The organism is Microcoleus sp. S36a_B3 (assembly GCF_036700745.1).
Taxonomy (GTDB): domain Bacteria; phylum Cyanobacteriota; class Cyanobacteriia; order Cyanobacteriales; family Microcoleaceae; genus Microcoleus.
In genome coordinates this window covers 75,944-99,678 of record NZ_JAUBPN010000002.1, presented here as the reverse complement: position 1 = coordinate 99,678, position 23,735 = coordinate 75,944, and the positions used below count along the sequence as shown (strand labels likewise).

Annotated in this window: 19 protein-coding genes; 8 read left to right on the top strand and 11 right to left on the bottom strand. The window is 48.1% G+C overall.

Annotated elements, in window-relative coordinates; all coding sequences use genetic code 11:
• Nucleotides 1–73: 73 nt before the first annotated feature.
• Nucleotides 74–775: a phosphatase PAP2 family protein gene (locus QUA01_RS02580; RefSeq protein WP_333087781.1), complete on the bottom strand. Its 702-nt coding sequence runs from the start codon at nt 773–775 to the stop codon at nt 74–76.
• A 256-nt stretch (nt 776–1,031) separates the two neighbouring features.
• Here QUA01_RS02580 and QUA01_RS02575 point away from each other — a divergent pair, with 256 nt between their 5' ends.
• A complete protein-coding gene (locus tag QUA01_RS02575) occupies nt 1,032–2,108 on the top strand; it encodes a M23 family metallopeptidase (RefSeq protein WP_333087783.1) in 1,077 nt (358 codons plus the stop codon).
• A gap of 270 nt (nt 2,109–2,378) precedes the next feature.
• On the opposite strand, the gene QUA01_RS02570 is transcribed toward QUA01_RS02575, so the two are convergent.
• The gene (locus QUA01_RS02570) at nt 2,379–2,612 is read right to left on the bottom strand and encodes a hypothetical protein (protein ID WP_194070816.1); all 234 of its coding nucleotides are present in this window, start codon (nt 2,610–2,612) and stop codon (nt 2,379–2,381) included.
• Nucleotides 2,613–2,805: 193 nt separating this feature from the next.
• Between QUA01_RS02570 and QUA01_RS02565 the strand changes: the two genes are divergently transcribed.
• A complete protein-coding gene (locus QUA01_RS02565; protein ID WP_333087786.1) occupies nt 2,806–4,992 on the top strand; it encodes an NAD(P)/FAD-dependent oxidoreductase in 2,187 nt (728 codons plus the stop codon).
• A 342-nt stretch (nt 4,993–5,334) separates the two neighbouring features.
• On the opposite strand, the gene QUA01_RS02560 is transcribed toward QUA01_RS02565, so the two are convergent.
• The 3 genes from QUA01_RS02560 to QUA01_RS02550 form a co-directional block, all read right to left on the bottom strand.
• Nucleotides 5,335–6,663, bottom strand: coding sequence for a hypothetical protein (locus QUA01_RS02560; RefSeq protein WP_333087787.1), 1,329 nt, complete (start codon nt 6,661–6,663; stop codon nt 5,335–5,337).
• Nucleotides 6,664–7,003: 340 nt separating this feature from the next.
• On the bottom strand, nt 7,004–7,666 hold the full coding sequence (locus tag QUA01_RS02555; RefSeq protein ID WP_333087788.1) for a (2Fe-2S) ferredoxin domain-containing protein: 663 nt from the start codon (nt 7,664–7,666) through the stop codon (nt 7,004–7,006).
• A 141-nt stretch (nt 7,667–7,807) separates the two neighbouring features.
• A complete protein-coding gene (locus QUA01_RS02550) occupies nt 7,808–8,053 on the bottom strand; it encodes an Asr1405/Asl0597 family protein (protein WP_333087790.1) in 246 nt (81 codons plus the stop codon).
• 246 nt (nt 8,054–8,299) lie between these two features.
• Between QUA01_RS02550 and QUA01_RS02545 the strand changes: the two genes are divergently transcribed.
• On the top strand, nt 8,300–8,842 hold the full coding sequence (locus QUA01_RS02545) for a Dps family protein (RefSeq protein ID WP_194070820.1): 543 nt from the start codon (nt 8,300–8,302) through the stop codon (nt 8,840–8,842).
• A 120-nt stretch (nt 8,843–8,962) separates the two neighbouring features.
• Here the strand turns inward: QUA01_RS02545 and chlP are convergent, their stop codons facing one another.
• Nucleotides 8,963–10,183, bottom strand: a complete 1,221-nt coding sequence (chlP, locus tag QUA01_RS02540; RefSeq protein WP_333087791.1) for a geranylgeranyl reductase — start codon at nt 10,181–10,183, stop codon at nt 8,963–8,965.
• Between the two features lie 225 nt (nt 10,184–10,408).
• On the opposite strand from chlP, the gene yidD reads away from it, so the two are divergent.
• Both yidD and QUA01_RS02530 read left to right on the top strand, forming a co-directional pair.
• Nucleotides 10,409–10,927: a membrane protein insertion efficiency factor YidD gene (gene yidD / locus QUA01_RS02535; protein ID WP_333087793.1), complete on the top strand. Its 519-nt coding sequence runs from the start codon at nt 10,409–10,411 to the stop codon at nt 10,925–10,927.
• A gap of 153 nt (nt 10,928–11,080) precedes the next feature.
• Nucleotides 11,081–11,476 (top strand): hypothetical protein, encoded by a 396-nt coding sequence (locus QUA01_RS02530; protein ID WP_333087794.1) that lies wholly within the window; start codon nt 11,081–11,083, stop codon nt 11,474–11,476.
• Nucleotides 11,477–11,680: 204 nt separating this feature from the next.
• On the opposite strand, the gene QUA01_RS02525 is transcribed toward QUA01_RS02530, so the two are convergent.
• From QUA01_RS02525 to QUA01_RS02510, 4 genes are all read right to left on the bottom strand, one after another.
• Complete coding sequence (locus tag QUA01_RS02525; protein ID WP_333113289.1) at nt 11,681–14,737, bottom strand: tetratricopeptide repeat protein; 3,057 nt, start codon at nt 14,735–14,737, stop codon at nt 11,681–11,683.
• A 167-nt stretch (nt 14,738–14,904) separates the two neighbouring features.
• The gene (locus QUA01_RS02520; RefSeq protein ID WP_333087892.1) at nt 14,905–15,330 is read right to left on the bottom strand and encodes a universal stress protein; all 426 of its coding nucleotides are present in this window, start codon (nt 15,328–15,330) and stop codon (nt 14,905–14,907) included.
• A gap of 211 nt (nt 15,331–15,541) precedes the next feature.
• A complete protein-coding gene (gene hisD, locus QUA01_RS02515) occupies nt 15,542–16,855 on the bottom strand; it encodes a histidinol dehydrogenase (protein WP_333087798.1) in 1,314 nt (437 codons plus the stop codon).
• Nucleotides 16,856–17,242: 387 nt separating this feature from the next.
• Nucleotides 17,243–17,593 carry a hypothetical protein gene (locus QUA01_RS02510; protein WP_333087801.1) on the bottom strand — a complete coding sequence of 117 codons (351 nt, stop codon included), beginning with the start codon at nt 17,591–17,593 and terminating at the stop codon, nt 17,243–17,245.
• A gap of 604 nt (nt 17,594–18,197) precedes the next feature.
• On the opposite strand from QUA01_RS02510, the gene rpsT reads away from it, so the two are divergent.
• Together rpsT and QUA01_RS02500 are read left to right on the top strand one after the other, a co-directional pair.
• Nucleotides 18,198–18,497: a 30S ribosomal protein S20 gene (gene rpsT, locus QUA01_RS02505; protein WP_333087802.1), complete on the top strand. Its 300-nt coding sequence runs from the start codon at nt 18,198–18,200 to the stop codon at nt 18,495–18,497.
• A gap of 335 nt (nt 18,498–18,832) precedes the next feature.
• Nucleotides 18,833–19,639, top strand: a complete 807-nt coding sequence (locus tag QUA01_RS02500; RefSeq protein WP_333087804.1) for a TatD family hydrolase — start codon at nt 18,833–18,835, stop codon at nt 19,637–19,639.
• 76 nt (nt 19,640–19,715) lie between these two features.
• On the opposite strand, the gene QUA01_RS02495 is transcribed toward QUA01_RS02500, so the two are convergent.
• Complete coding sequence (locus QUA01_RS02495) at nt 19,716–19,862, bottom strand: hypothetical protein (protein ID WP_333087806.1); 147 nt, start codon at nt 19,860–19,862, stop codon at nt 19,716–19,718.
• A gap of 357 nt (nt 19,863–20,219) precedes the next feature.
• Here QUA01_RS02495 and rpoB point away from each other — a divergent pair, with 357 nt between their 5' ends.
• Nucleotides 20,220–23,603, top strand: a complete 3,384-nt coding sequence (gene rpoB, locus QUA01_RS02490; RefSeq protein WP_333087807.1) for a DNA-directed RNA polymerase subunit beta — start codon at nt 20,220–20,222, stop codon at nt 23,601–23,603.
• The last annotated feature ends 132 nt before the right edge of the window (nt 23,604–23,735 follow it).

Here is a 23,735-nt window from a genome sequence, read left to right as displayed (position 1 = left end):
GCCCCCGTGCCTGCCCTCTTAGTAGTCAACAGTCAACAGTCAACAGTCAACAGTCAACCGTCAACAGCTAAAACTATTCTTGAGGATTTTCAGGCGACAAAAACTTCTCTTCAGCAACAGGACGAGAATCATGAAATTGCTGCCATACTTGTAAACTAAAAATACAAGCAAGCAGCCATATAAAACCAGCAATATAACCAGCAATAACATCGGTTGGCCAGTGAACTCCGAGATAAAGCCGGCTCAAACCAATAGCCGCAATTAATACCACAGTCAAGCTGTAAATCAACCAGCGCTGCTTGGGAAAGCGCGAACCCAAGAGATATCCTAGCAAACCGTAAATAATCATTGAAATCATCGCGTGTCCGCTAGGAAAACTGTAAAATTTTACGTCAACCGTGCGCTCCCAAAGTAGAGGTCGATCGCGCGCAAACAGTTGTTTCAAGAGTAGATTTAAACCCAGACCTCCCACGCCTGTAACAGCAATAGTTGTGGCTTCGGAGCGATGTTTGCGTACCCACAATATAATACCCAAACTCACGCTCAGCATGAGCAGCACGTTGGGTTCCCCCAAAAATGTCAAGCCGAGCATGAGGCGATCGCGCAGTGGAGTGTGCAGGCTCCTAAGATATAGTAAGATAGATGTATCGAAAGCGTAGGTTTCTTTTTCCAAAACCTCTTCGGCAATGGTGGCAAATGCCCACATCGCCAAAGCAGCAACCGCAAGGCCACAAAGCCGAATTATCGAAATCAGCGATCGAATTTTAGAGAGCATTTTTTAACTAATTAAGCAGTAAAAACCGAGAAAACTAAGCTGTTTTGCTTTGGCAAATTAACCTCTCTAGCGGGCAGAAATTCCGCTATACAAAAGTATCAAAAAACAGACCAGTATAAATAAAAGACGCGACAGTTTACAATAAATATGGGAAACTAAAACGCCAGATCGATCGTCTAGATGATTGAGCCAACTATATTTTGAATGATTGATTAATTTTTGACTTCATTCCTCAAATTTTATCTCCCACCGACGAATGACTATCATATCAAAAAAACACTTTTCTGCAATTTTGTTGGCCGTGGGGTTGACAAGTGCGGCTGCCTGTGCTAATAACACCTCAGTCAATGCACCGATCGCCCAAGCCAACACGATCGCCCAGCGCCTCGTTTCTTCAACCGTCGCCCAAAAGCCCAGCGGGCAATTCGGTAAGCCGATCGACTGTACCCTAGGAAAAGACTGTTTTGTATTGCTGTACTTCGATCGCGATCCGAGCCCGGCTGCAGTCGATTTTGGCTGCGGGCGACAAACCTACGACGGGCACGACGGCACAGACTTCGCCATTCCCGACGCCAAAGCAATGGCAAAAGGAGTTCCAGTTATCGCCTCCGCAGCGGGCAAAGTTTTGCGAGTGCGAGATGGTGTAGTCGATCGGCGCTTGCAAAACCCGACAGACAAAGCCAACGTCTCAGGCACAGAATGCGGCAACGGCATAGTAATCGATCACGGCGCAGGCTGGGAAGCCCAATACTGCCACCTCCGCCAAAACAGCGTGGTTGTGAAGCCGGGAATGCAGGTACAAAAAGGCACCGTTTTGGGCATGGTGGGAAACTCTGGGATGGCTTCTTTCCCCCACGTACACGTCACTTTTCGCTATCAAGGCAAAGCTGTAGATCCGTTTGTCGGTGCCGATGCCAAATTAGGCTGCAACACCGCCCGCAATCCAATTTGGGACAAGCCCATCGACTATGTTTCTACAGGTTTAATTCGCGCCGGTTTTGCCAACAAAGCACCTGACGATAACGCTATCTGGGCCGGACAATTTTCTGAGACTAAACTCCCCATAAATAGCCCTGCTTTAATATTTTGGGTGCAGGCTTACGGAGTCCTCAAGGGCGATCGCGAACAATACAAATTATTTGCACCCAACGGTGAAACCGTCATCAATGACAGCAAGGAAATTCCCGCCCCCAGCCGCACTTGGTTGCGTTATGCCGGCAAAAAAAACAGTACAAATTCTCCTCTGACTCCGGGAGTGTGGCGGGCAGAATATCGGTTGACGCGGGGCGATCGAGTTTTAACAGAAGTTAAGCGAGAAGTTGAATTGCGATAATCTTATTTATTCCTTCGCAACCTATCAATTCAAGCAGTCAGAAACCGGGTTTTTTCCGACAATCATGTATCTCAGCCTTGAATTAAGTAAAAACCCGGTTTCTTGGGTGTGGACGTGCAGATACTGTTAAAATAATCACAATATTTGGAAATAGTAGAAAAACCTCCGACGGCGAAGGGAATTCGCTCCTTGTCAAACGAAGTCCGCGCAGGCGGACTGAAGAAGAACGATAATTTTCGGCGCCGTGTCTTGTTCGGATTTTGATAACGATCAAGGCAAATTTTCCCAAGCTTGAGCTACAATTTCGCTCAACCAGAGCCTTTGAGCCAAATCGAGCAGGTTGTCGTCAGCGAGCAGCTCAGCCTTTAATTCGTCTAAAGACTGAGAACGCGATCGAGCTATTTGAATCACACCCGCGATCGCCGATGCCACCAATTCTTCATTCAGCGGCTGCTGTCGCAAAGCAATCATTTCTTGAGGATTCGTAGGAATGGGATAATTCATAAGAGTGCATATCAAAAAAAGTAAATACTGACCCGCAGCGGGTCAACTAAGAGCTAGGGCGATCGAGAAACTAAAAATCTTAAAACATTGTAAACTTATTTAAAACTAAATAAGTATTCGGGAGTATAGCCTACTTTGCTCCCTTGTCAACTCCCCCATCTTTATTAATTTATTCAGAATTGAACTCCCAATCATGCAAGAAATTCTTTATCTAGAAGTCCCCACACCCGATACAGCAGCAGTCTGTACCTGGCTGCAGCACGAATTCGACCCCGAAATCGGAGAAAAAATTATTACTCCTGACGGTTTTCGCCTGCTTTCCAACACAACAGCAGCGGAGTCGGTAAAATCTGGAACTCAAAATGCTAATCCAAAACCGACCCTCGCTGATACCAATTCAGAAAACCACAATTGGCGAACAGAACTTTCCACCTTTGTCTGGTCAGTACAGCGCACAACTTATTTAAAAGTCTTTCGTCTAGAAGACGCGCCGCCTGGAGAAAAAAAGTTCCTGGAATCTCTAAATCTGGCTGTCAGAAACAAGTTTCCCGATCGCTACCCAGAACCCCCCACCATAGACCTCTCCAAACAGTCAATTTTTGACGCTCTTGCCCCCTATTACCCTCTCACCGTCAAATACTTCCAAAAAATGCCCAACGGCGAATACGACCTGCAGCGCGTTTACTGGTGGGAGCAGCGCTGGCGCGAAAACACTCGCAATCCTCAAAAGCCAAAGCAAGTAGTGTTTTTGAAGGAAGAAGGAAGAGGGGAGAAGGAAGAAGGAAGAGGGAAGAAGGAAGAAGGAATAGGGAAGAAGGAAGAAGGAATAGGGAAGAAGGGAGAAGGCACTGTTTCGGTGTCAGATGCTGGCGATACTGTTTACGATTTAATTTATATCGGCGGAGCATTAGGAGTGATTCACGCCGCCGTCATGGCGAGATTGGGCTACCGAGTGCTGCTGCTGGAACGAATGCCTTTCGGGAAGATGAATCGCGAGTGGAATATTTCGCGGGACGAAATGCAAAGCTTAGTTGATTTAGGTTTATTTACTGCAGCCGAAATCGAAACTTTGATTGCGCGAGAATACAAAGATGGCTACTGCAAGTTTTTTGATGCTAACAATCCGCCCGTTGCTAAAGCGGCAATTCTACACACGCCGAAGGTGCTGAATATAGCTTTGGACAGCGACAAACTGGTGTATTTGGCGGGAGTTAAACTCACAGAAGCGGGCGGGGAAATTTGGGACGAAACTGAGTTTATCAGAGCCGATATTGAAGCGGAAAAAGTTATAGTTCAAAGCTGCCACTTGCCGACAAAAACCGATCGCACTGTCAGCGGACGTTTGCTCGTCGATGCAATGGGTTCAGCTTCTCCCATCGCTTGGCAATTGAACGAAGGACGGGCTTTTGACAGCGTTTGTCCGACGGTGGGAGGAGTCATCGACGGAGGAATGGAGCCGGGAGTTTGGGATTCCGATTACGGCGACGTTCTCTGGAGTCACGGCGATATTTCCCGCGGCCGCCAACTGATTTGGGAGTTATTTCCCGGCGCTGGAGGAGAACTCACAGTTTATCTCTTTCACTATCACCAAGTAAATGCCGAGAATCCCGGTTCTTTGCTGGAACTGTACGAGGATTTTTTCGCAATTTTGCCGGAGTACCGCCGCTGCGATGTCAATAAATTAATCTGGAAAAAAACTACTTTTGGTTATATTCCAGGCCATTTTAGCACCACCAGCAGCGATCGCGCCGTGGCTGTCGATCGCCTAATTGCGATCGGCGATGCAGCATCTTTGCAATCTCCCTTAGTATTCACCGGTTTCGGCTCTCTCATCCGCAATCTTTTTCGATTAACAGATTTATTGGATACAGCTTTAAAGCACAATTTATTAAGTGCCAAACACTTAAACCAAATTCGTGCCTACCAGAGCAATATATCAGTAACTTGGCTGTTTTCTAAAGGGATGATGGTACCGACGGGGCGCACTTTGCCACCCCAAAGAATTAATTCAATGCTCAATACCTTTTTCGGTCTTTTGGCAGAACAAGAACTCACCGTCGCGGAAACTTTTATTAAAGACAGAGCCGACTGGTTAACTTTCAATCAATTGGCAATTAAAGCAGCCAGAAAAAATCCTTCTCTCCTGTTGTGGATTTTAGATTTTGTCACCTTGCGCGATATTTGGCGCTGGTTGGGGAGTTACTTGACTTTTACTCTCTTGGCTTTGGCGAGTTTCCTATTCGGATGGCTTCCCAGTTTCGCCCGCAAAATACAGCCTTGGTTGGAGCCCCGCTATCCGGCTGTTTGGCTGCGGCTGTTGGCTACCAGCTATGCTCTCACTTACGGGATGGGAAAAGGGAAAAAAATAGTTTCGAGTTAAAGTTTGTAGTGAGGAATTCCGCACTACGAACTCGCGAAAACGGACGATCGTCCGCACTACAAACTGTTTTGTTGTGGTAATCGATCGCCCGTGATATTATCCCAAGCTGAAACCGTATTTGCTGTATTGTGGGTAATTGGTAAATCTGTGCAATCACCAATTATATCAAATCCTCTCTTCATGGGAATAATAAATTAACTGTTAACAAGTAACAAGTAACAAGTAACAATTAACTGTCAACAGTCAACAGTCAACAGTCAACAGTCAACAGTTAACAGTTAACAGTCAACAGTTAACATCATGAAGAGTGCAACCGGAATTGATATTACCGCATTGAATTAACTATCGAAAACTCGGCAATTCAATTTCAGCTAGCGATCGACGTTTTTTAGCAGCCCGCAGCGGACTAGCAATCAAAGTCAGCCAGTCTGGTTGCGCGATTGCTGTAGGCGTGGCTTCACTCGATCGCCCTTCTTGAATACCAAAGGTTTCCACAGAATTCAAAATTTGAACCGCCCTGGCCAATTCTTCGCTGCCCGATTTGACAGCAGCAATTTCTGTTTCAGACTCAGTTATCGGTAATTCCGGTTCCTCCACCGCCACCTCCGACTCAGTTACAGTCTCCTGAGTCCGGTAGGTTTCGCTCTCCTGCAATTGAAGGCCGGATACTTGGGCTAACTTGTTGAGTTCCTGATTGGCCGTGGGTTCAGTGTCGATCGCCTCTTCCACAGCCGCTGCATCTGGATGCTCTTCGGGCTCTGACCAAGGTTTGACAGGAGAAGCGTTAAAGGCTGGCGGCAGGGGAACTTGAGAGTTTTTGACCGTCGCCAGCAACGATTCTAATTGCTTGTGCGCCAAATCGTCCCCACTGTCAGGCGGCTCGTAAGTCGGCGGCTTCTGCGGCATCTCCAAACTTCTTTCCAAGGCTGCTTTGAATTGCAAAGTGTGGCGCTGCTGGCGGTGCAAGCGCGATCGTAATTCTCGGCAAACATTTTCTGTGGCTACTAGCTGATGAAACTGTTCGTTGTAGCGCTGCACCGTAGACGCACATTCCCGCTCAACAATCGCTAGCCTGGTTTGGCTGCTTGCTAACTTATTCCTTAAACTCTCCACTAAAATTTCTTGACTCTGGAGGGTTTGATGGGAAACTTCCACTTTGCCAAACAGCCGCGTCAATTGTTCTTGAGTGTTTTCGAGTTCAGCAGTCTGCTTTTCTAGCAAGGCTTCGCGATGCTGCCAGTTTTTTTGGGACTCTTCGAGCGCTGTTTCTAGCTGGGCGATGCGCTGCAAAAGGTCGCGGTTGCATTCGTGCAGTGCTTGCATCAGGGTTACTGGGGTCGATCCTTTGGCCTGACGCTGTTCGGCATTACCGAGCAGATTTTTGAGGTTCTCTGAAATCGGCGGTGTTCCCGCTTCGGGAGGCTGTGTCAGAGATTGCAAATTTTTTGTTTCTGCTGTTGTGGGAATGGCATCTACGCTGAGCGCGTTGGGAAAATCTAATGTTTGCCAGTCTTCTTCTGGCTGTTGGGGAACCGCAGGAGTATTTGTGGCAGGGGGGGCGATCGGATCAAAACCCCCAGCAGCGGCCAAATTTGACTGCAATGGTTCGGCATCCGATTGAACAGCAGGGTACGGTTGATGCTGATTAGCTCGAAGATCAGCTTCTGACATAGCTTTTTATCCCAATAGTCACAGGGTCTAAAATACAGTGTATCGTTATAGATTCTCTAAAAGGAAGCCCCCGGCCATTAGTTATTGGTCAATACGGTTCAGTTTATTTGAGATTGGGGATTTGGGGATTTGGGGATTTGGGGATTTGGGGATTTGGGGATTTGGGGATTTACCACTCTCTCAGTCTCCCACTTTTTCTTGACGCGCGATCGGCTAAGGAATTTGCTAGTTACCAGACTGGAGCCTGGTAACTAATAGCTGGAAGCTCTGCCTCCTCTGACTTAGCTGTCTGTCGAAAAAAAGGAATATGTCAGGTGTTTAACTTATTAAAATTTCGTTCCTAAGCTTTAGCAACTGCAAAATGTTTGTCAATAATTGCTGGAACCTCTGCTGGTGCAATGCGACTGTAGCGAGTTTTATCTGGCATCACAACTATATTGGGGCCAGCTTTGCACTGTTTGAGACATCCGGTACCCTGAACTGTCACTTCTTCTTCTAAACCCCGCGCATTCAAAGCATTTTCTAAAGCTTTACAGACTGTTGCGGCACCGCGTTTTTGGCAGTCAGATTTTTGACATACTAATATTTTGGTTTGAGTTTTGGCGCGAGCTTTTACAGTTCGATCTGCTTCTGGAGGGCTGACTTCGGTTTTGCCGATCGCGCGATCGTCTGATGTCACAATCTCACCAGGCACACCCGTAAAGCCTTGCTGGTCGGGCAATCTATCTTTGTTTCCCCCAGCCAGCGTCAGACTGCGAGCTTTCAGTTTTATTTTACCGTTTTTTAAATTAAGTTCTTGCTCGCCTACAACTTTCACTCTCAATCCAGGTGTCAAAACAGGCGCTAAAAATGACCGCAATTCCTTGCGAAGTTTCACGAGGTATTCTACTTTGCGAGCGGTACTAATCCGCAAATATTTAAGTTTGCAGCCATCTTCAATAACTAGGCTGAGGATTTCTCCCTCTAAGTTGAACTCGGAAACTTGCTTGCCAGATTTATACATTGTTATAACTCCTTGATTGACTGTTCAGTGAAAATTATCGAACTTGACAAAAAGCGTCGTTAGTGAATGTATTTATGCGTTAAATCGCATCATTATTGTTTTTACTTCTTCCCTCAGACGTCTTTCTTCTTCCTTTGAGCTTTACCCGATTTGCCAGCAGCACTCCAGCAAGTTCACCAGTTCGCGCCGTGGAGCGCTCAATTGCCTCAAAACGCTTGCGAGTTGAGCAGCTTGTTTGGCGGTGCTAATTTTTGCCCGCAAAGGCTGGTCAACTCCGCACCAGCAGGGAATTTCTAGTTCTTGCAAGCGTTGGTAAACTTGCCATCTGTCTAGCCAACTGACTTGCACGATGTCACAAACTTCTAATTCTGGATCTGCTGGGTTCATTTTTTTTGCAACAATAATGATTTGCATTAATTTTTGCTCTCGATCCACCCCCTTTTCAGGAAGCATTCAGAACGAGCATCTTTTTACAGGATAGCGCAACTGCAAATTATTCTCAATAGATTTTGAAATTTTTTTTTTACTATACAAAGTCTTCCACTATCGAGGCCGACCCTGCTTGACTGGTAAATCTAGGGTGCTACACTGAATCTATTGGCAACAAAACTGCCTATTGAGAGGAGAACACACATGGCTGAGACTCAGAGTGCATTGAGACCGTTTGGCCACATAGCTGAAAATCCAGTTCTACTGGAACATTCCGTCACAGCACCGATTTGTGAAGGGATGAACGCGCTGCTGGCCAGTTTCCAGGCTTTATACCTGCAATATCAAAAACATCATTTTGTGGTGGAAGGGGCAGAATTCTACTCCTTGCACAAATTCTTTGAAGAAAGCTACGGAGATGCTCAAGATAGCGTCCACGAGTTGGGCGAACGGTTGAACGGGTTGGGTGGCATACCAGCGGCTAGTTTTAGCAAATTAGCTGAGTTGTGCTGTTTCGAGCCGGAAGCCGACGGCGTGTATTCGTGTCGCCAAATGCTGGAACATGATTTGACTGCCGAACAAGCTATCATAGGTTTGCTGCGCCGTCAAGCAGGACAAGCAGAAAGTTTGGGCGATCGAGCTACGCGCTACCTCTACGAAAAAATCCTGCTAAAAACAGAAGAGCGAGCTTATCACATTTCCCACTTCCTCGCACCGGATACTTTGGTGCAGTTGAACTTGAACTAACAATTCTTCTTCTTCCTCTTCCTTCGCGCCCTTAGCGCCTTCGCGGTTCGTTATCTGAACCATAAAAAAAGCGAGCAGTTTTGTGACTGCCCGCTTTTTTTATACAAAGTGCTTTAACAGTTAAGGCGCTAAAGCATTGCCACGCAACAAGCTACCAATGGTTTTGGCGGTAATCTTCATTTGGATGAAAGGATTGGCTGGCACTACTGTCTTATACAAGTAGCTATCGAATGTGAGTTTCTGCACGTCGCGATCGGCACACATTTCCACAAAAGCTTCGCGAGTAGCATCGGAACGGTAGAACACGCGCTGCAAAATGTCAAGCACTTTATAAGTAATTCCGTAGGCCTTATCCCAACGCTTCAGATAAAGCTTGATTTCCTGTTCCGTAGGAATCCGCGTGCCCTGCTGAGAAATCTCCACAATCGTTTCGGCGCACATCCGGCCAGACTTCGCAGCAAAATAAATACCTTCGCCCGAAGACTTGGTAACGTAACCTGCAGCGTCGCCGACGAGAGCAACTCGGCCGACAACCCGGCGGGGACGCGGATGTTCCGGGATGGGGTGAGCTTCCACTTTAATAATCTCACCGCCCATCAGTTTTTTGGCAGCGCGGGCGCGGATGCCGGCTTGCAGTTTTTTGATGCTGGCTTGATTGACTTTCATCGTGCCGGTACCGACGGCTACGTGGTCGTATTTGGGGAACACCCAGGCGTAGAAGTCGGTGGAAACGTCGTCGCCGACGTACATTTCGGCTAAGCCTTCGTAGTAAGCCATTTTATCTTCTGGGAGGCGGATGCGCTCTTGGAAGGCGATCGCATAATTATAATCGCCTGCATCAATCGCCTTGGCTACGCGGGAGTTAGCGCCGTCAGCCCCGATTACCAAATCCACTTTCAGGGTTTTCTGAGTTCCCACAGCGGTGCCGTTGGAGTGGTCGGCGTAGTGGAGAATGTAGGGGTCGGTGTTGTTCCCAGGAATTTCTAAGGTGTGGACTGTGCCGTTAATTAGTTTGGCACCCAAGGAAGCAGCGCGATCGCGCATGAAGCCGTCGAGCACTTCCCGGCGGCACATACCGATGTATTCGTCGGCATTTTCGATATTGATGTCCACCTCTACGTTGGAGGGGGAGATCATTTTCATTTTTCTGACTTGACGGTCAATAATACTTTGCGGCAAGTCAAATTCGCTGACCATGCACAGGGGAATCGCCCCACCGCAGGGTTTTGCGTTGTCTAATTTGCGCTCGAATAAATAAGTTTCGATTCCTGCTTTTACCAATGTTTCGGCGGCGGAAGAACCGGCCGGCCCTGAGCCCACAACTGCAACCCGTAGTGTCAAAGCTTTTCTCCCCAGTTTTTTCTATAAGTATTTACTCAGTCAGATGTGATGGTATCACGGAGTTTCTTGGCTGTGGGGTAAGGACGGGAGATTTAAATGAAATGAAACAGAGCTTAACAATTGGATACGAAAATAGGCATCGCGCGAGGGATGGGGCGCGGGGAATTGTTGAGCTGTTGGTTGTAGTTTTTAGCAGGAAGGGAATATCTAACGTATGGGAAACCAATGCAAACGCCTATCTTTGATGCAGCCCTCCGACAACTAGCTGTAGCTTCTATTAGCGGATATCAGAAACACATATCACCGAGAAAAGGGTTTTCTTGTGCTCACCGAGTCCTGTACGGAGGAGAGTCTTGCTCTCAGTATATCAAGGGCGCGATCGCCAAATTGGGCTGCTTTGGGGCGATAAAAGCGTCGCGCCGTCGGTTTGCGGCTTGCAAGCGGGCAAATCAAATCTTGAAAGCCCGGTTTAGCAGTGAATCTGGCAGTGAAGCCTCCAATTTCGAGGGTAACGATGAACCAAAATCCGATCGACCAAAATCTCAGGGGGAAATTCCAGGCAGAAGCTCTCTGTGTGAAAACTGTATTGAAGGGCTAGACTATATTGAATGGCTAGATTGTGGAATCTCGGAATGTTTTTCTGGACTCGATTGTGGCGGCGCGGATTGTTCTGGACTCGATTGTGGCGGCACGGATTGTTCTGGACTCGATTGTGGCGGCGCGGATTGTGGCAGTTGTTTCTAGTTTTATTCGCCAACCGCTCTCCAAATAGGTAAATTTTTTTTACTATAATGTAGGGGAATTTTCTGAGGGTGCGATCGGCATTGTCGATCGAACTTCGTGCAATTACGTTACATTGAAGTTAAGTAAAGCTCCTATATAAAATTTCAAATTGCTATGCTAGGTAATTTTCAACAAAGTCAACTGCGGATTGAGGTTGAAGCTTCGGAAACCGCGATTCGAGACAGTTTGCTGCGTCCTGTGCAGTTGCAGCAGTGGCTGTGGCCTCAGCAGTTTTCTAAGGGTTTGCCGGAAATGATCGATCGCGAATTGACATTCACGAGTTGGATTGGCCCGGTAGCGGTGCAGCACTATGTGGACATTGCTGAGTCAAACTGTCTGCGGCTGTTATTGAGTGAGGGAATTGACGGGTTTCACGAGTGGTATTGGGGCGACGGTTGGGTGCAGTCTCGGTTGGAGGGAGTGTCGCTGCTACCGCTGAATTTGGGCCAAACCGCTAGTTTGTTGCGGCTGCGGGACTTTTTGACCAAGGGGAAGGGAAAGGGGAAGTAGAGATAGGGGAACGATTATTAGTATCAACTTAACTTCAAAGACCGACAGGGACTGAGGGTTTAAGGCTAAGTTGACACTAATGGGAAACTTTAGTATGTAGCCTTTCAAGCGAAAGATGAGGTATGCCGAGGTATGCTGCAACCCTTACAGTGTCAAGCTTTTCATGGCAAAACTGGTACCTCACCTTTTAGAGAAAGGCTATAGCTAGAGTGCTGATAATTCTTGAATTTTGTTAATAGCCTCTTGGTAATTACTTGTTTTCCCTTGGTACTTGTACAAGTCAGCGGCTTTTTGATAATCTGCGATCGCCTCTGATTTTTGCCCTAAGTCAGACTTGGCTAAACCCCGAAGGTAGTAGGCATTAGCATTATAGTAATTAAGCTCTATCACCTTACTATAATCTGCGATCGCTTCTTGCTTTTCCCCTAGACTATACTTAGTCAAACCACGATTGTAGTAGGCGTTACCATTATAGTAATTAAGCTCGATCGCCTTACTATAATCTGCGAGTGCCTCTGCTTTTTCACCTTGAGCAGACTTGGCATTACCGCGATTGTTGTAGGCAGCAGCTAGTGTGGGTTCGATGTCAATCGCCTGATTATAATCTGCGAGTGCCTCTGCTTTTTGCCCTAGGGCAGACTTGGCTAATCCCCGATTGTTGTAGGCATCAGAATCGTTAGGATTAAGCTCGATCGCCTGATTATAATCTGCAATCGCCTCTGCTTTTTGCCCGAGGGCAGACTTAGCTAAACCACGATTGTTGTAGGCATCAGCATAGCAAGAATTAAGGTGAATCGCCTGAATATAATCTGCGAGTGCTTCTTCATTTTCTCCTAAATTATACTTGGCTAAACCCCGATTGTTGTAGGCAACAGCATCTTTGGGATTGAGTTCGATCGCCTGATTATAATCTGCCAGCGCTGCTTCTTTTTTCTTTAGGTCAGACTTGGGATTACCCCGATTGAAGTAGGCATTAGCATTGTTGAAATTCAGGTCGCTCGCCTGAGTATAATCTACGAGAACTTCTTCTGTTGTCCCTAGGGAAGAGTTAGCTAAGCCCCGATTGTTGTAGGCATCAATATAGTTTGGATGAAGCTCGATCGCCTTCGTATGATCTGCGGTGGCCTCTTCTGTTTTTCCTAGGGCAGAGTTAGCTAAACCCCTAGTGTAGTAGGCATCAGCATAATGGGGGTTAAGCTCGATCGCCTGATTATAATCGGAGATCGCCTCTTCTTTTTGCTCAAGCTCATACTTGACATAACCCCGCTCGACGTAGGCAGCAGCTAATTTTGGATCGAGTTCGATCGCCTGATTATAATCTACGAGCGCCTCTGCTTTTTGCCCAAGCTCATACTTGGCACCACCCCGACAAAGGTAGGCCACAGCATATTTTGGATTCAGCTCGATCGCGTGATTATAATCTACGAGCGCCTCTGCTTTTTGCCCAAGCTCATACTTGGCATTACCTCGATTGTTGTAGGCAAGAGCTAATTTTGGATCGAGCTCGATCGCCTGATTATAATCTACGAGCGCCTCTGCTTTTTTCCCTAGAGCAGACTTAGCACTACCTCGACAAAGGTAGGCAGCAGCATATTTTGGATTCAGCTCGATCGCGTGATTATAATCTACGAGCGCCTCTGCTTTTTGCCCAAGCTCATACTTGGCAGCACCCCGACAAAGGTAGGCAGCAGCTAATTTTGGATCGAGTTCGATCGCCATATCAAAATCTGCCAGCGCCTCTTCAAGATTGCCAACCTCACACTTAATCTTACCCCGCAATAAGTAGGCATAAGCATATTTGGGATTCAGATTAACCGCATTAGAAAAAGCTGCCAGTGCCTCTGCTTTTTCCGCCAATTCAGACTTAGCTACACCCCTATAGAAGTATCCAACCGCTAATTTTGGATTCAGATAGTTCGCTTTGACAAAATCTGCCAGCGCCTCTTGTTGTGTCCCTATTTCACACTTCACATTACCCCTATTATTGTAAGCATCAGCATCGTTGGGATCGATATTAATTGCCTTAGATAAATCAGTCAGCGCCTCTTCTATTTTTCCGAGGCGAGACTTGGCTAAACCTCTATTGTTGTAACCAGCAGCTAATTTTGGATTCAAGTCGATCGCCTGATTAAAATCTGCGATTGCCTCTTCTATTTTTTCTAGGTTATACTTGGCTAAACCACGATTGTTGTAGGCATCAGCATAGTTTGGATTCAAGTTGATCGCCTGATTATAATCCGAGAGGGCCTCTTCTATTTTTCCTCGACGATACTTGGCTAAACCCTGAGTGTAGTAGGCAACAGCTAATTTTGGATTCAGGTTGTTCGCTTTAGCATAATCTGCCAGTCCCTCTTCTTTTTCCCCTAGTTCATACTTAACGTTACCCCGATTGTTGTAAGCATCAGCATCGTTGGGATCGAGATCGATTGCCTGATTATAATCTGCCAGCGCCTCTTCTATTCTTCCTAAACTAAACTTTGCTAAACCCCGATTTTTGTAAGCACCAATATCTTTGGGATTAAGCTCGATCGCCTTCGTATAATCTGCTATAGCCTCTGCTTTTTGCTCTAGGTCAGACTTGACTAAACCACGACCGACGTAGGCAATATCTAATTTTGAATCGAGGTATATCGCCTTCGTATAATCGGAGATCGCCTCTTCTTTTTTTCCTAGTTCCTGATTTACTAAAGCTCGACAGACGTAGGCAGCGGCTCGTTTTGGATCGAGGTAAATCGCGTGATCATAATCGGATAACGCCTCTTTCTTTTTCCCTAGCTGAGACTTGGTTAAACCTCTATTTAAATAGGCAGAAGCTAGTTGGGGATTCAGCTCGATCGCCTGATTATAATCGGATAGTGCCTCTTTTATTTTTCCGAGTTTATACTTGGCTAAACCCCGATTGTTGTAGGCATCAGCGAATGTAGGAGCTAGTTTGTAATAGACACCTAAACCAGCCGCCGCCCCAATTATCATCCACAAGCCTAATTTAGAATCGCCGAATTCCCTCAAAAAACCTGTGAGCCAGTCTTCTTTGTTCGCTAGTCTACGCATCTCATCGAGTTCATTCCGACGGTAGGCAATAGCATAGTTGGGATTAAAGTCTATTTTCTTATTATAATCAGCCAGATCACCCTTGAAATCTCCTTGATTTGCGCGAGCAAGTCCTTGACTGAAATAGACAGGGGAACAACCCGCCGCCCCAAACAGGGTCAAACCAGCAGCCAGAACTTGCGGAATCAAGCGATGCGGTTTTTTATTCATAGCCTTTGCAGTTAGTGAATTTTAATGAAAGTGCTTTTTTAACGGTTTAAAAAACTACGCCCAATTATATCTGAGTGTGTGAAATTATAACTCTTAGCTGACGCACCGTACAAGTTTTAGCTACTGTGCAAGAAGCCTCCCGCCTCTCCCCCTGCGGTTCAATTCCCCTACCTCGATCGCACCACCAACACCGAACAAGGAGCCTCAGCCACAACCTCAGCACTCACCGAACCTGCCAAAATTCGCTTGACACCAGTCAAACCCCGACAGCCGATCGCAATTAAGTCTGCTTTATAAATATTCGCCAAACGCAAAATCTCCTGCGCCGGTTCCCCCGAAACAATCTCTAACTCGCTCTGACAAGGCAACTTTTGCTGATAAGATTGCAGTAACTTCTCCACTTCTCGGTAAGCAATCTCCTTTCCCTGAGCGTGAGGTCGATCGACCGCCGCATCAAAATCCGACGTACCAGAACTCACAACATGAACTAGAATCACCTTTGCCCTCGGTTCTAGCTGAAATTGCCCTACAACTTGCAATACCTGAGTCGCTAACTCTGAATTGTCGATCGCCACCAAAATAGTATTCAATATAATGCACCTTATAAATCTCAGATATTAGACTTTAAACTTCGCGTTAATTATCGGCTACTTTCCACAACTTCGCGCTACCGGGCCACATCATCATCAACACAGAAACCCGGTTTCTTAACATAATTGCGTCATTTAAGCAAGATATTGGAAGAAACCGGGTTTCTTAAGCCCGAATTGCGTAAATCCCGATCGCCAGCCTCAACTCTACCATCTAAAATTCACTCTTTCCCTCATTTTCAGTCCGCAACCGCACCGAATCAGCATGAGAAGGTAAACCCTCAGCTTTGGCCAACACATCAATCGCCTTACTAACCTTCTTCAGCGCCGTCGGCGAATATTCAATCAAACTCGAATGCTTCATAAAAGTTTCCACCCCCAGCGGCGAAGCATAGCGCGCCGCCCCAGAAGTCGGCAAAGTATGATTGGGCCCCGCCAAATAATCACCCACAGCTTCCGGTGTAGATAAACCCAAGAAAATCGCCCCCGCGTGCCGAATTTGGTCTAGCAAATCCCAGGGTTCTGCCACTTGCAATTCCAAGTGTTCCGGCGCAAACTCGTTAGACAGTTCCGCCGCCGCTTTGAGAGAATCAACCACTACCACTAAACCGTAATTAACGATCGCCTTTTCCGTCAAAGTCCGGCGCGGGTGATTTGTCAACTGTCTCTCTACCTCAGCCACCACCTTTCTCGCCAGCACCGAATCCGCCGTCAGCAAAATCGCCGACGCCATCGAATCGTGTTCGGCTTGCGCCAACATATCCGCAGCTACGTGTACGGGATTCGCCGAACTATCAGCAATAATCAGCACCTCCGACGGCCCCGCCAGAGAATCGATTCCCACCGTTCCATAAACCAGTTTTTTCGCTAGCGTCACGTAAATATTTCCCGGCCCGGTGATTAAATCCACCTTGGAAATACTTTCCGTACCATAGGCCAAAGCCGCGATCGCCTGTGCCCCGCCCACTCGATAAATCTCATCAACTCCCGCTTCCTGAGCCGCTACAAGCACCGCAGGATTCATTTTCTTCTCTTGTCCGGGGGGAGTACACATCACCACTCTCGGAACTTTAGCGACCTTTGCAGGTACCGCATTCATGATTACCGAGCTAGGATAGGACGCTTGACCGCCAGGAATGTAAATTCCCGCGCGATCGACCGGTGTGTAGCGCTTGCCCAAAACAATTTCGTCATCACCAAACTGCACCCAAGACTTGGGTACGCGCTGTCGGTGAAACGCCTCTACCTGTTTGCAAGCTGTGCGGATCGCATTTAATAATTCTTTCGACACCTGTTGGTAAGCAGCATCCAATTCGGCGCCGCTCACCCGCAAATCTTCCACATTTAGAGTCATGCGATCGAATTCAGCAGTGTAGTGAAGCAGGGCCAAATCGCCTCTACGCCTTACAGCTTGCAGCACCTCCCGCACGGTGGCTTCTTTATGAACAATAAGTTCGTCATGGGTGCGATCGCAGATTCGTCGCAGTTCAGCTTGCGCCTCAACCCACTGAGTAATAATTCGCAGCATGGAGATTAGGAATGCCGTCAATAATTCAGTGACGCTCCCACACCATACCCTTCGGGTTGGTGTGGGCTTCAGAGTCCGGTTAAGGATATCTAGAACTTCATTCAAGGTACTCCAATTGTTTCCCTCTACTGCGTTTTATAGTGAGGAACACGTCCCGCCCCACTTGTCACATGAAAAGTTTTTTACTTAGACCCAGATTGTTATTCTTGGATCCAAGATATGAATATTCTACCAGAATTATTACAATTAGTGCTGGTTTTTCATTTTAACACCAATCCGAAACGGTTATGGTTTGGGGATTCCCGCCTGTATAGCTAACATTTGCTTGACAATTTGGGATTTTTGTGAATATATCCTAGAAAAGTATGCCACCACCAGTCCACAAGCTTAAACTGCCAGACTCGTGGCATTTTCACAGGCTTCAATGCAGCGCTTAAATCTCTGTCGGGATTTTGCAACACCGAGGACAAGCCACAACCTTCCTGGGAAATTGCTCGCCAGAGAACCGGGTGCGGAGGGAGAGGGGGAGAATCTAGAGGGACAGAGGGACACAGAGGAGGGGAGAGGGGGATTTTTTCCCTCTTCCTTCTTCCCCCTTCCTTCTTCCCCCTTCCTTCTTCCCTCTTCCGACAGACTTACATCCGTTACATCCCGTACATTGCTCGTTGCCGAACTTCCCTCTTCCTTCTTCCCTTTTCCTTCTTCCTTCTTCCTTCGATTCGATGAGTGATCCAGCAAGAAGCCCAAATAACCCGTATTCTTTGTTATAGTTTAACTTGGATTTTTCCGGGAATTGGGATTTTAAGCAGAATAGATGCTATATTAGTTTTTCAAACACCAGATAGTTTTTTTTATAGAAAAACGCCAAATTATTGTATAATTGAAAATTGCGTGTCAGAAACCGTAACTTTAACTCGTGACGGTCGATCGCCCGCAACTAGCCTGTGTAACACCTGTATCATACCTTTGGGTATCGTCAGGGATAAAAAATTGGCAGTTAAATGAGTCAATAAAAAATTATTGCGTCGCCCGAAAGTACCCACAGACTGAGCTCAATCTGAGCTAGCGGTAGTGGCTGTCCGACCCGCCCAAAAACGGAAGCCCCCGACACTCGCCTGGTCGTGAGTCGTGGAGAACTCAAAATTTTAGACTTTGGTTCGAGATCTCAGGTTCACCTGCGGACTAAATCTAAAATTTTCAACCTCAAATCAACAGACTCAGCTTTTAAAAATCAAGCTTTTTGTGGCTCGCTCCCGAAAAGCTTGTCGCAAAATTCCCGTGTCTGGAGACTTTCTCCAGACGGGGATGTATCAATGAATACCTACTTCCAGCAACTGACATTATGGCAAATATTAAGTCCGCAATCAAACGAGTCAAAATCGCCGAGCGCAACCGCTTGTACAACAAGTCTTACAAGTCAGCGGTCAAAACTTTGATGAAGAAGTATTTTGTAGCCGTCGAAAAGTACGCCGCAACTCCTTCTCCTGAATTGATGCAAGAAGTTCAGCAGCGGATGTCTGAGGCATACAGCAAAATTGACAAAGCTGTCAAAAAAGGCGTACTCCACCGCAACAACGGCGATCGCAAAAAGTCCCGCTTGGCAAGAACCCTAAAGCCTCACGAAACACAAGCAGCATCCTAAGATCAGGAAGAAGGAAGAGGGAAGAAGGAAGAAGGAAGAGGGAAGAGGGAAGTTCGGCAACGAGCAATGTACGGGATGTAACGGATGTAACGGATGTAAGTCCGTCGGAAGAAGGAAGAAGGAAGAAGGAAGAGGGAAGAGGGAAGAAGGAAGAAAGAGAATTTTTCCCACTCTCCCCATCTCCCCATCTCCCACTCTCCCACTCTCCCATTCCCCCACTCTCCCACTCTCCCACTCTCCCCATCTCCCCTTCTCCCCATCCCCCCTTCTCCCCATCCCCCACTCTCCCGTCAACAACTCGGATGCTCTGGTATCAAATCTAATCTGCTTCCCCCATGCAGCTCATTGACACTCACGTTCATATCAACTTTGAGACTTACAAGTCTGAATTAGAAACTATTCGACAACGCTGGCGCGAAGCTGGTGTGGTTCGGCTAGTTCATTCTTGTGTGGAACCTGCAGAGTTTGCCTCAATTCAAGCAATTGCCGATCAATTTCCAGAAGTCTCGTTTGCGGTGGGGCTTCACCCCCTAGATGCCGCCAAGTGGAAAGACGAAACTGCGAATATGATTCGCGAAAAGGCAAGTTCTGACTCTAGGGTAGTGGCGATCGGCGAAACCGGACTCGACTTTTTTAAAGCTGACGATCGCGAACACCAGTTTAAAGTGTTTGAGGCACAGCTTGAAATCGCCAGGGAACTTGACAAACCAGTCATCATCCACTGTCGCGACGCTGCCGCCCCAATGGCCGAAATGCTGCGGAACTTTTGGGAAAAACGCGGCCCGGTGCGGGGAGTGATGCACTGCTGGGGAGGTACGCCCGAAGAAACCCAGTGGTTTTTAGACTTGGGTTTCTACATCAGTTTTAGCGGCACAGTCACCTTTAAAAAAGCCTTGCAAATACAAGAATCAGCTTGTATGGTAAATAGCGATCGCATCCTAGTTGAGACAGATTGCCCTTTTCTCGCCCCCGCACCCCAGCGGGGAAAACGTAATGAACCAGCTTACGTATACTACGTAGCCGAGCAAGTTGCGAAATTGAGAGGAGTTTCTCTTTTAACTTTGTCGCGGCAGACAACCGAAAATGCCTGTCAGCTATTTGGCCTTTCACTCGCTATAGAACAAGGAAACGAGGAAAACTAATCGATTTAGAGGCAAGCCTTCGGGGTAAGGGGTAATCTCATCTATATTTTGTTTGCCCTAAAAACCGGATTCATCCTCACCCTGAGATTCCTTTGACGTTGACGGCACGCGATCGAATTTGCGTCCTATAATAATAGAACCAGCCGATCGAGCTTTGGCTGACTATCCCCGCGATCGCAGCAGTCGGCGAACTGCCAGCAATCGGGCCAGCACGCCGTCCCAACGCTAGCCAAAACTTCCAGCAAAAACTCTTTCCTTACACAGTCAAATTTACAGACAGGGAGACACTTGGAACCTCAGTAATTTGGCAATAGCTTTCGAGTCAATTTGAGGAGTCGAATGTATGGGGAGTTTACCCTGAAACAGCAAAATATCGGTTCTAAAAACATCTCAATCAAGCGTAAATCCGCACAAAACGAATGCGAGCAACCCGCACAAATAACAGTTGCAAAAGTCGGATCGCGATCCAAAATATCATATACATTCTCTCACACAATCCATCAAAAAAACACAACAAAGTAAAAACGCCAAGCCTTGGCGCAATGTAAAAAGCTAGAGCCACAGCGGAAAAAGGACACCCATGATCACTAAAGATTACACAGAATTCGCGTTCACCTTGCCCGACCTGATCGAAATCCAGCGGGCAAGTTTTCGCTGGTTCTTAGAAGCCGGACTGATCGAAGAACTCGACAGCTTCTCCCCGATCTCAGACTACACCGGCAAACTAGAACTGCACTTCATGGGCAAAGACTTCAAACTCAAGCGCCCGAAATACGACGTGGACGAAGCCAAGCGCCGGGACAGCACCTACTCGGTACAAATGTACGTACCAACCCGCCTGATCAACAAAGAAACAGGCGAAATTAAAGAACAAGAAGTCTTCATCGGCGACTTGCCATTGATGACAGAACGGGGAACCTTCATCATCAACGGCGCGGAACGAGTAATCGTCAACCAAATCGTCCGTTCCCCCGGCGTATACTACAAATCGGAAACCGACAAAAACGGCCGCCGCACCTACAATGCCAGTCTCATCCCCAACCGCGGCGCGTGGCTCAAATTCGAGACCGACAAAAACGATTTAGTCTGGGTCAGAATCGACAAAACCCGCAAACTATCGGCCCAAGTCCTCCTCAAAGCCCTAGGACTCACAGACGGCGAAATCTACGACAGTTTGCGCCACCCCGAATACTTCCAAAAAACCATCGAAAAAGAAGGACAGTTCGGCGAAGAGGAAGCTCTAATGGAGCTCTACCGCAAACTGCGACCGGGCGAACCCCCCACCGTAGCCGGAGGAGAACAGCTCCTCAATTCCCGCTTTTTCGACCCCAAACGCTACGATTTAGGCAAAGTCGGCCGGTACAAACTCAACAAAAAACTGCGGTTGACAGTCCCCGACACGGTGCGAGTGCTGACATCCCAAGATATCTTGACGGCGATCGACTATTTGATCAACCTCGAATTCGACATCGGCTCGACGGATGACATCGACCACTTAGGAAACCGTCGCGTCCGCAGCGTCGGCGAACTGCTGCAAAACCAAGTCAGAGTCGGACTCAACCGCCTAGAACGGATCATCCGCGAACGCATGACAGTCTCCGACGCAGACTCCCTCACCCCCGCCTCCCTAGTCAACCCCAAACCCCTGGTAGCAGCAATCAAGGAATTTTTCGGTTCCTCGCAGCTATCGCAGTTCATGGATCAAACCAATCCCCTCGCAGAACTGACCCACAAACGCCGGCTTTCCGCCCTCGGCCCTGGAGGTCTGACCCGCGAACGCGCAGGTTTCGCAGTGCGGGACATTCACCCGTCCCACTACGGCCGGATTTGCCCGATCGAAACACCAGAAGGCCCCAACGCCGGACTGATCGGTTCCCTAGCAACCCACGCCCGCGTCAACCCCTACGGCTTCATCGAAACACCATTCTACCCAGTAGAAAAAGGACAGGTGCTGCGGGACAAAGCCCCCATCTACATGACAGCCGATGAAGAAGACGACTTGCGCGTCGCCCCCGGAGACATCAGCCTCGACGAAAACAACAACCTCTTGGGCGAAACCGTAGCCGTCCGCTACCGCCAAGAATTCACCACCACCACCCCGATGCAGGTGGACTACATGGCGATTTCACCCGTACAAATCGTCTCCGTCGCCACCTCCCTGATCCCGTTCTTGGAACACGACGACGCCAACCGCGCTCTGATGGGGTCGAATATGCAGCGGCAAGCCGTGCCGCTGCTCAAACCCGAACGCCCCCTCGTCGGTACAGGTCTCGAAGCTCAGGCCGCGCGAGATTCCGGGATGGTGGTAGTTTCCCGGATTGACGGCGAAGTCATTTACATCGATGCGACCCGGATTATTGTCAAGCCCCTGGCACCAGATGCCGAGTCTAATTCCAGCGAAGAACATTTCCTGATTCGTGAGTACGACGAACTCAAAGTCAGACAGCCTTCGGTTTGGAAGCAAAAATACGCCGGCTGCATCGAACACGAACTGCAAAAATACCAGCGATCGAACCAAGATACCTGCTTGAACCAGCGCCCCCTAATCTATGAGGGCGATCGTGTCGTAGCAGGTCAAGTCCTCGCCGACGGTTCCTCCACCGAAGGCGCAGAACTCGCCCTCGGTCACAACATCCTCGTAGCCTATATGCCTTGGGAAGGATACAACTACGAAGACGCAATGCTTATCAGCGAGCGATTGGTGTACGAAGACGTATACACCAGCATCCACATCGAGAAATACGAAATCGAAGCCCGCCAAACCAAACTAGGCCCCGAAGAAATCACCCGCGAAATTCCCAACGTCGGCGAAGACGCCCTGCGCCAGCTAGACGAAGGAGGCATCATCCGCAAAGGCGCTTGGGTAGAATCTGGCGATATCCTAGTCGGCAAAGTCACCCCCAAAGGCGAATCCGACCAACCCCCCGAAGAAAAACTGCTCAGAGCAATCTTCGGTGAAAAAGCTCGCGACGTGCGCGACAACTCGCTGCGCGTTCCCAACGGAGAAAAAGGCCGCGTCGTAGATGTGCGGGTTTTTACCCGCGAACAAGGCGATGAACTGCCCCCCGGCGCTAACATGGTCGTCCGCGTCTACGTCGCCCAAAAACGAAAAATTCAAGTCGGCGACAAAATGGCCGGCCGCCACGGCAACAAAGGCATCGTATCCCGGATTCTGCCGAAGGAAGATATGCCCTACTTGCCCGATGGCACTCCGATTGACATCGTGCTCAACCCCTTGGGCGTACCGTCGCGGATGAACGTCGGTCAAATTTTCGAGTGCTTGCTAGGCTGGGCGGGCGAAAATCTGTCGATGCGGTTCAAGATGGTGCCGTTTGACGAAATGCACGGCGCTGAAAAGTCGCGGGAAACCGTTCACGGCAAGTTGGAAGAGGCGCGGGAAAAAACTGGCAAGCCTTGGGTGTTTAACGAAAAACACCCAGGCAAGACTATAGTTTATGACGGCAGAACTGGGGAAGCGTTCGATCGCCCAATCACAGTCGGCATCGCCTATATGCTCAAACTCGTCCACTTGGTAGATGACAAAATCCACGCCCGCAGCACCGGGCCTTACTCCTTGGTGACGCAGCAGCCTTTGGGCGGCAAAGCGCAGCAGGGTGGACAGCGGTTCGGGGAAATGGAAGTCTGGGCCTTGGAGGCCTTTGGCTGCGCTTACACCTTGCAGGAGTTGCTGACAGTCAAGTCGGACGATATGCAGGGCAGAAACGAGGCTTTAAACGCGATCGTCAAGGGCAAATCCATCCCGCGCCCCGGTACGCCGGAATCGTTCAAAGTGTTGATGCGGGAGTTGCAGTCTTTGTGTTTGGACATTGCCGTGCACAAAGTGAATACGAACGACGAAGGCAGCGAGCACGTTGAGGTGGATTTGATGGCGGATGCTGGCGGGCGGCGATCGCCCTCTAGGCCTACTTACGAATCGCTTTCTCGCGACGAAGACGAAGATTAGGGATTTGAGATTTTTCGATTTTAAATTTTAGATTTTTTAGTAATATTTAATCTAAAATTTAAAATCGACAATCTCGAATAAAAATGCCTCAGCAGTGTTCGTACCACTACTGAGGCGAATCAACGCTCTAAC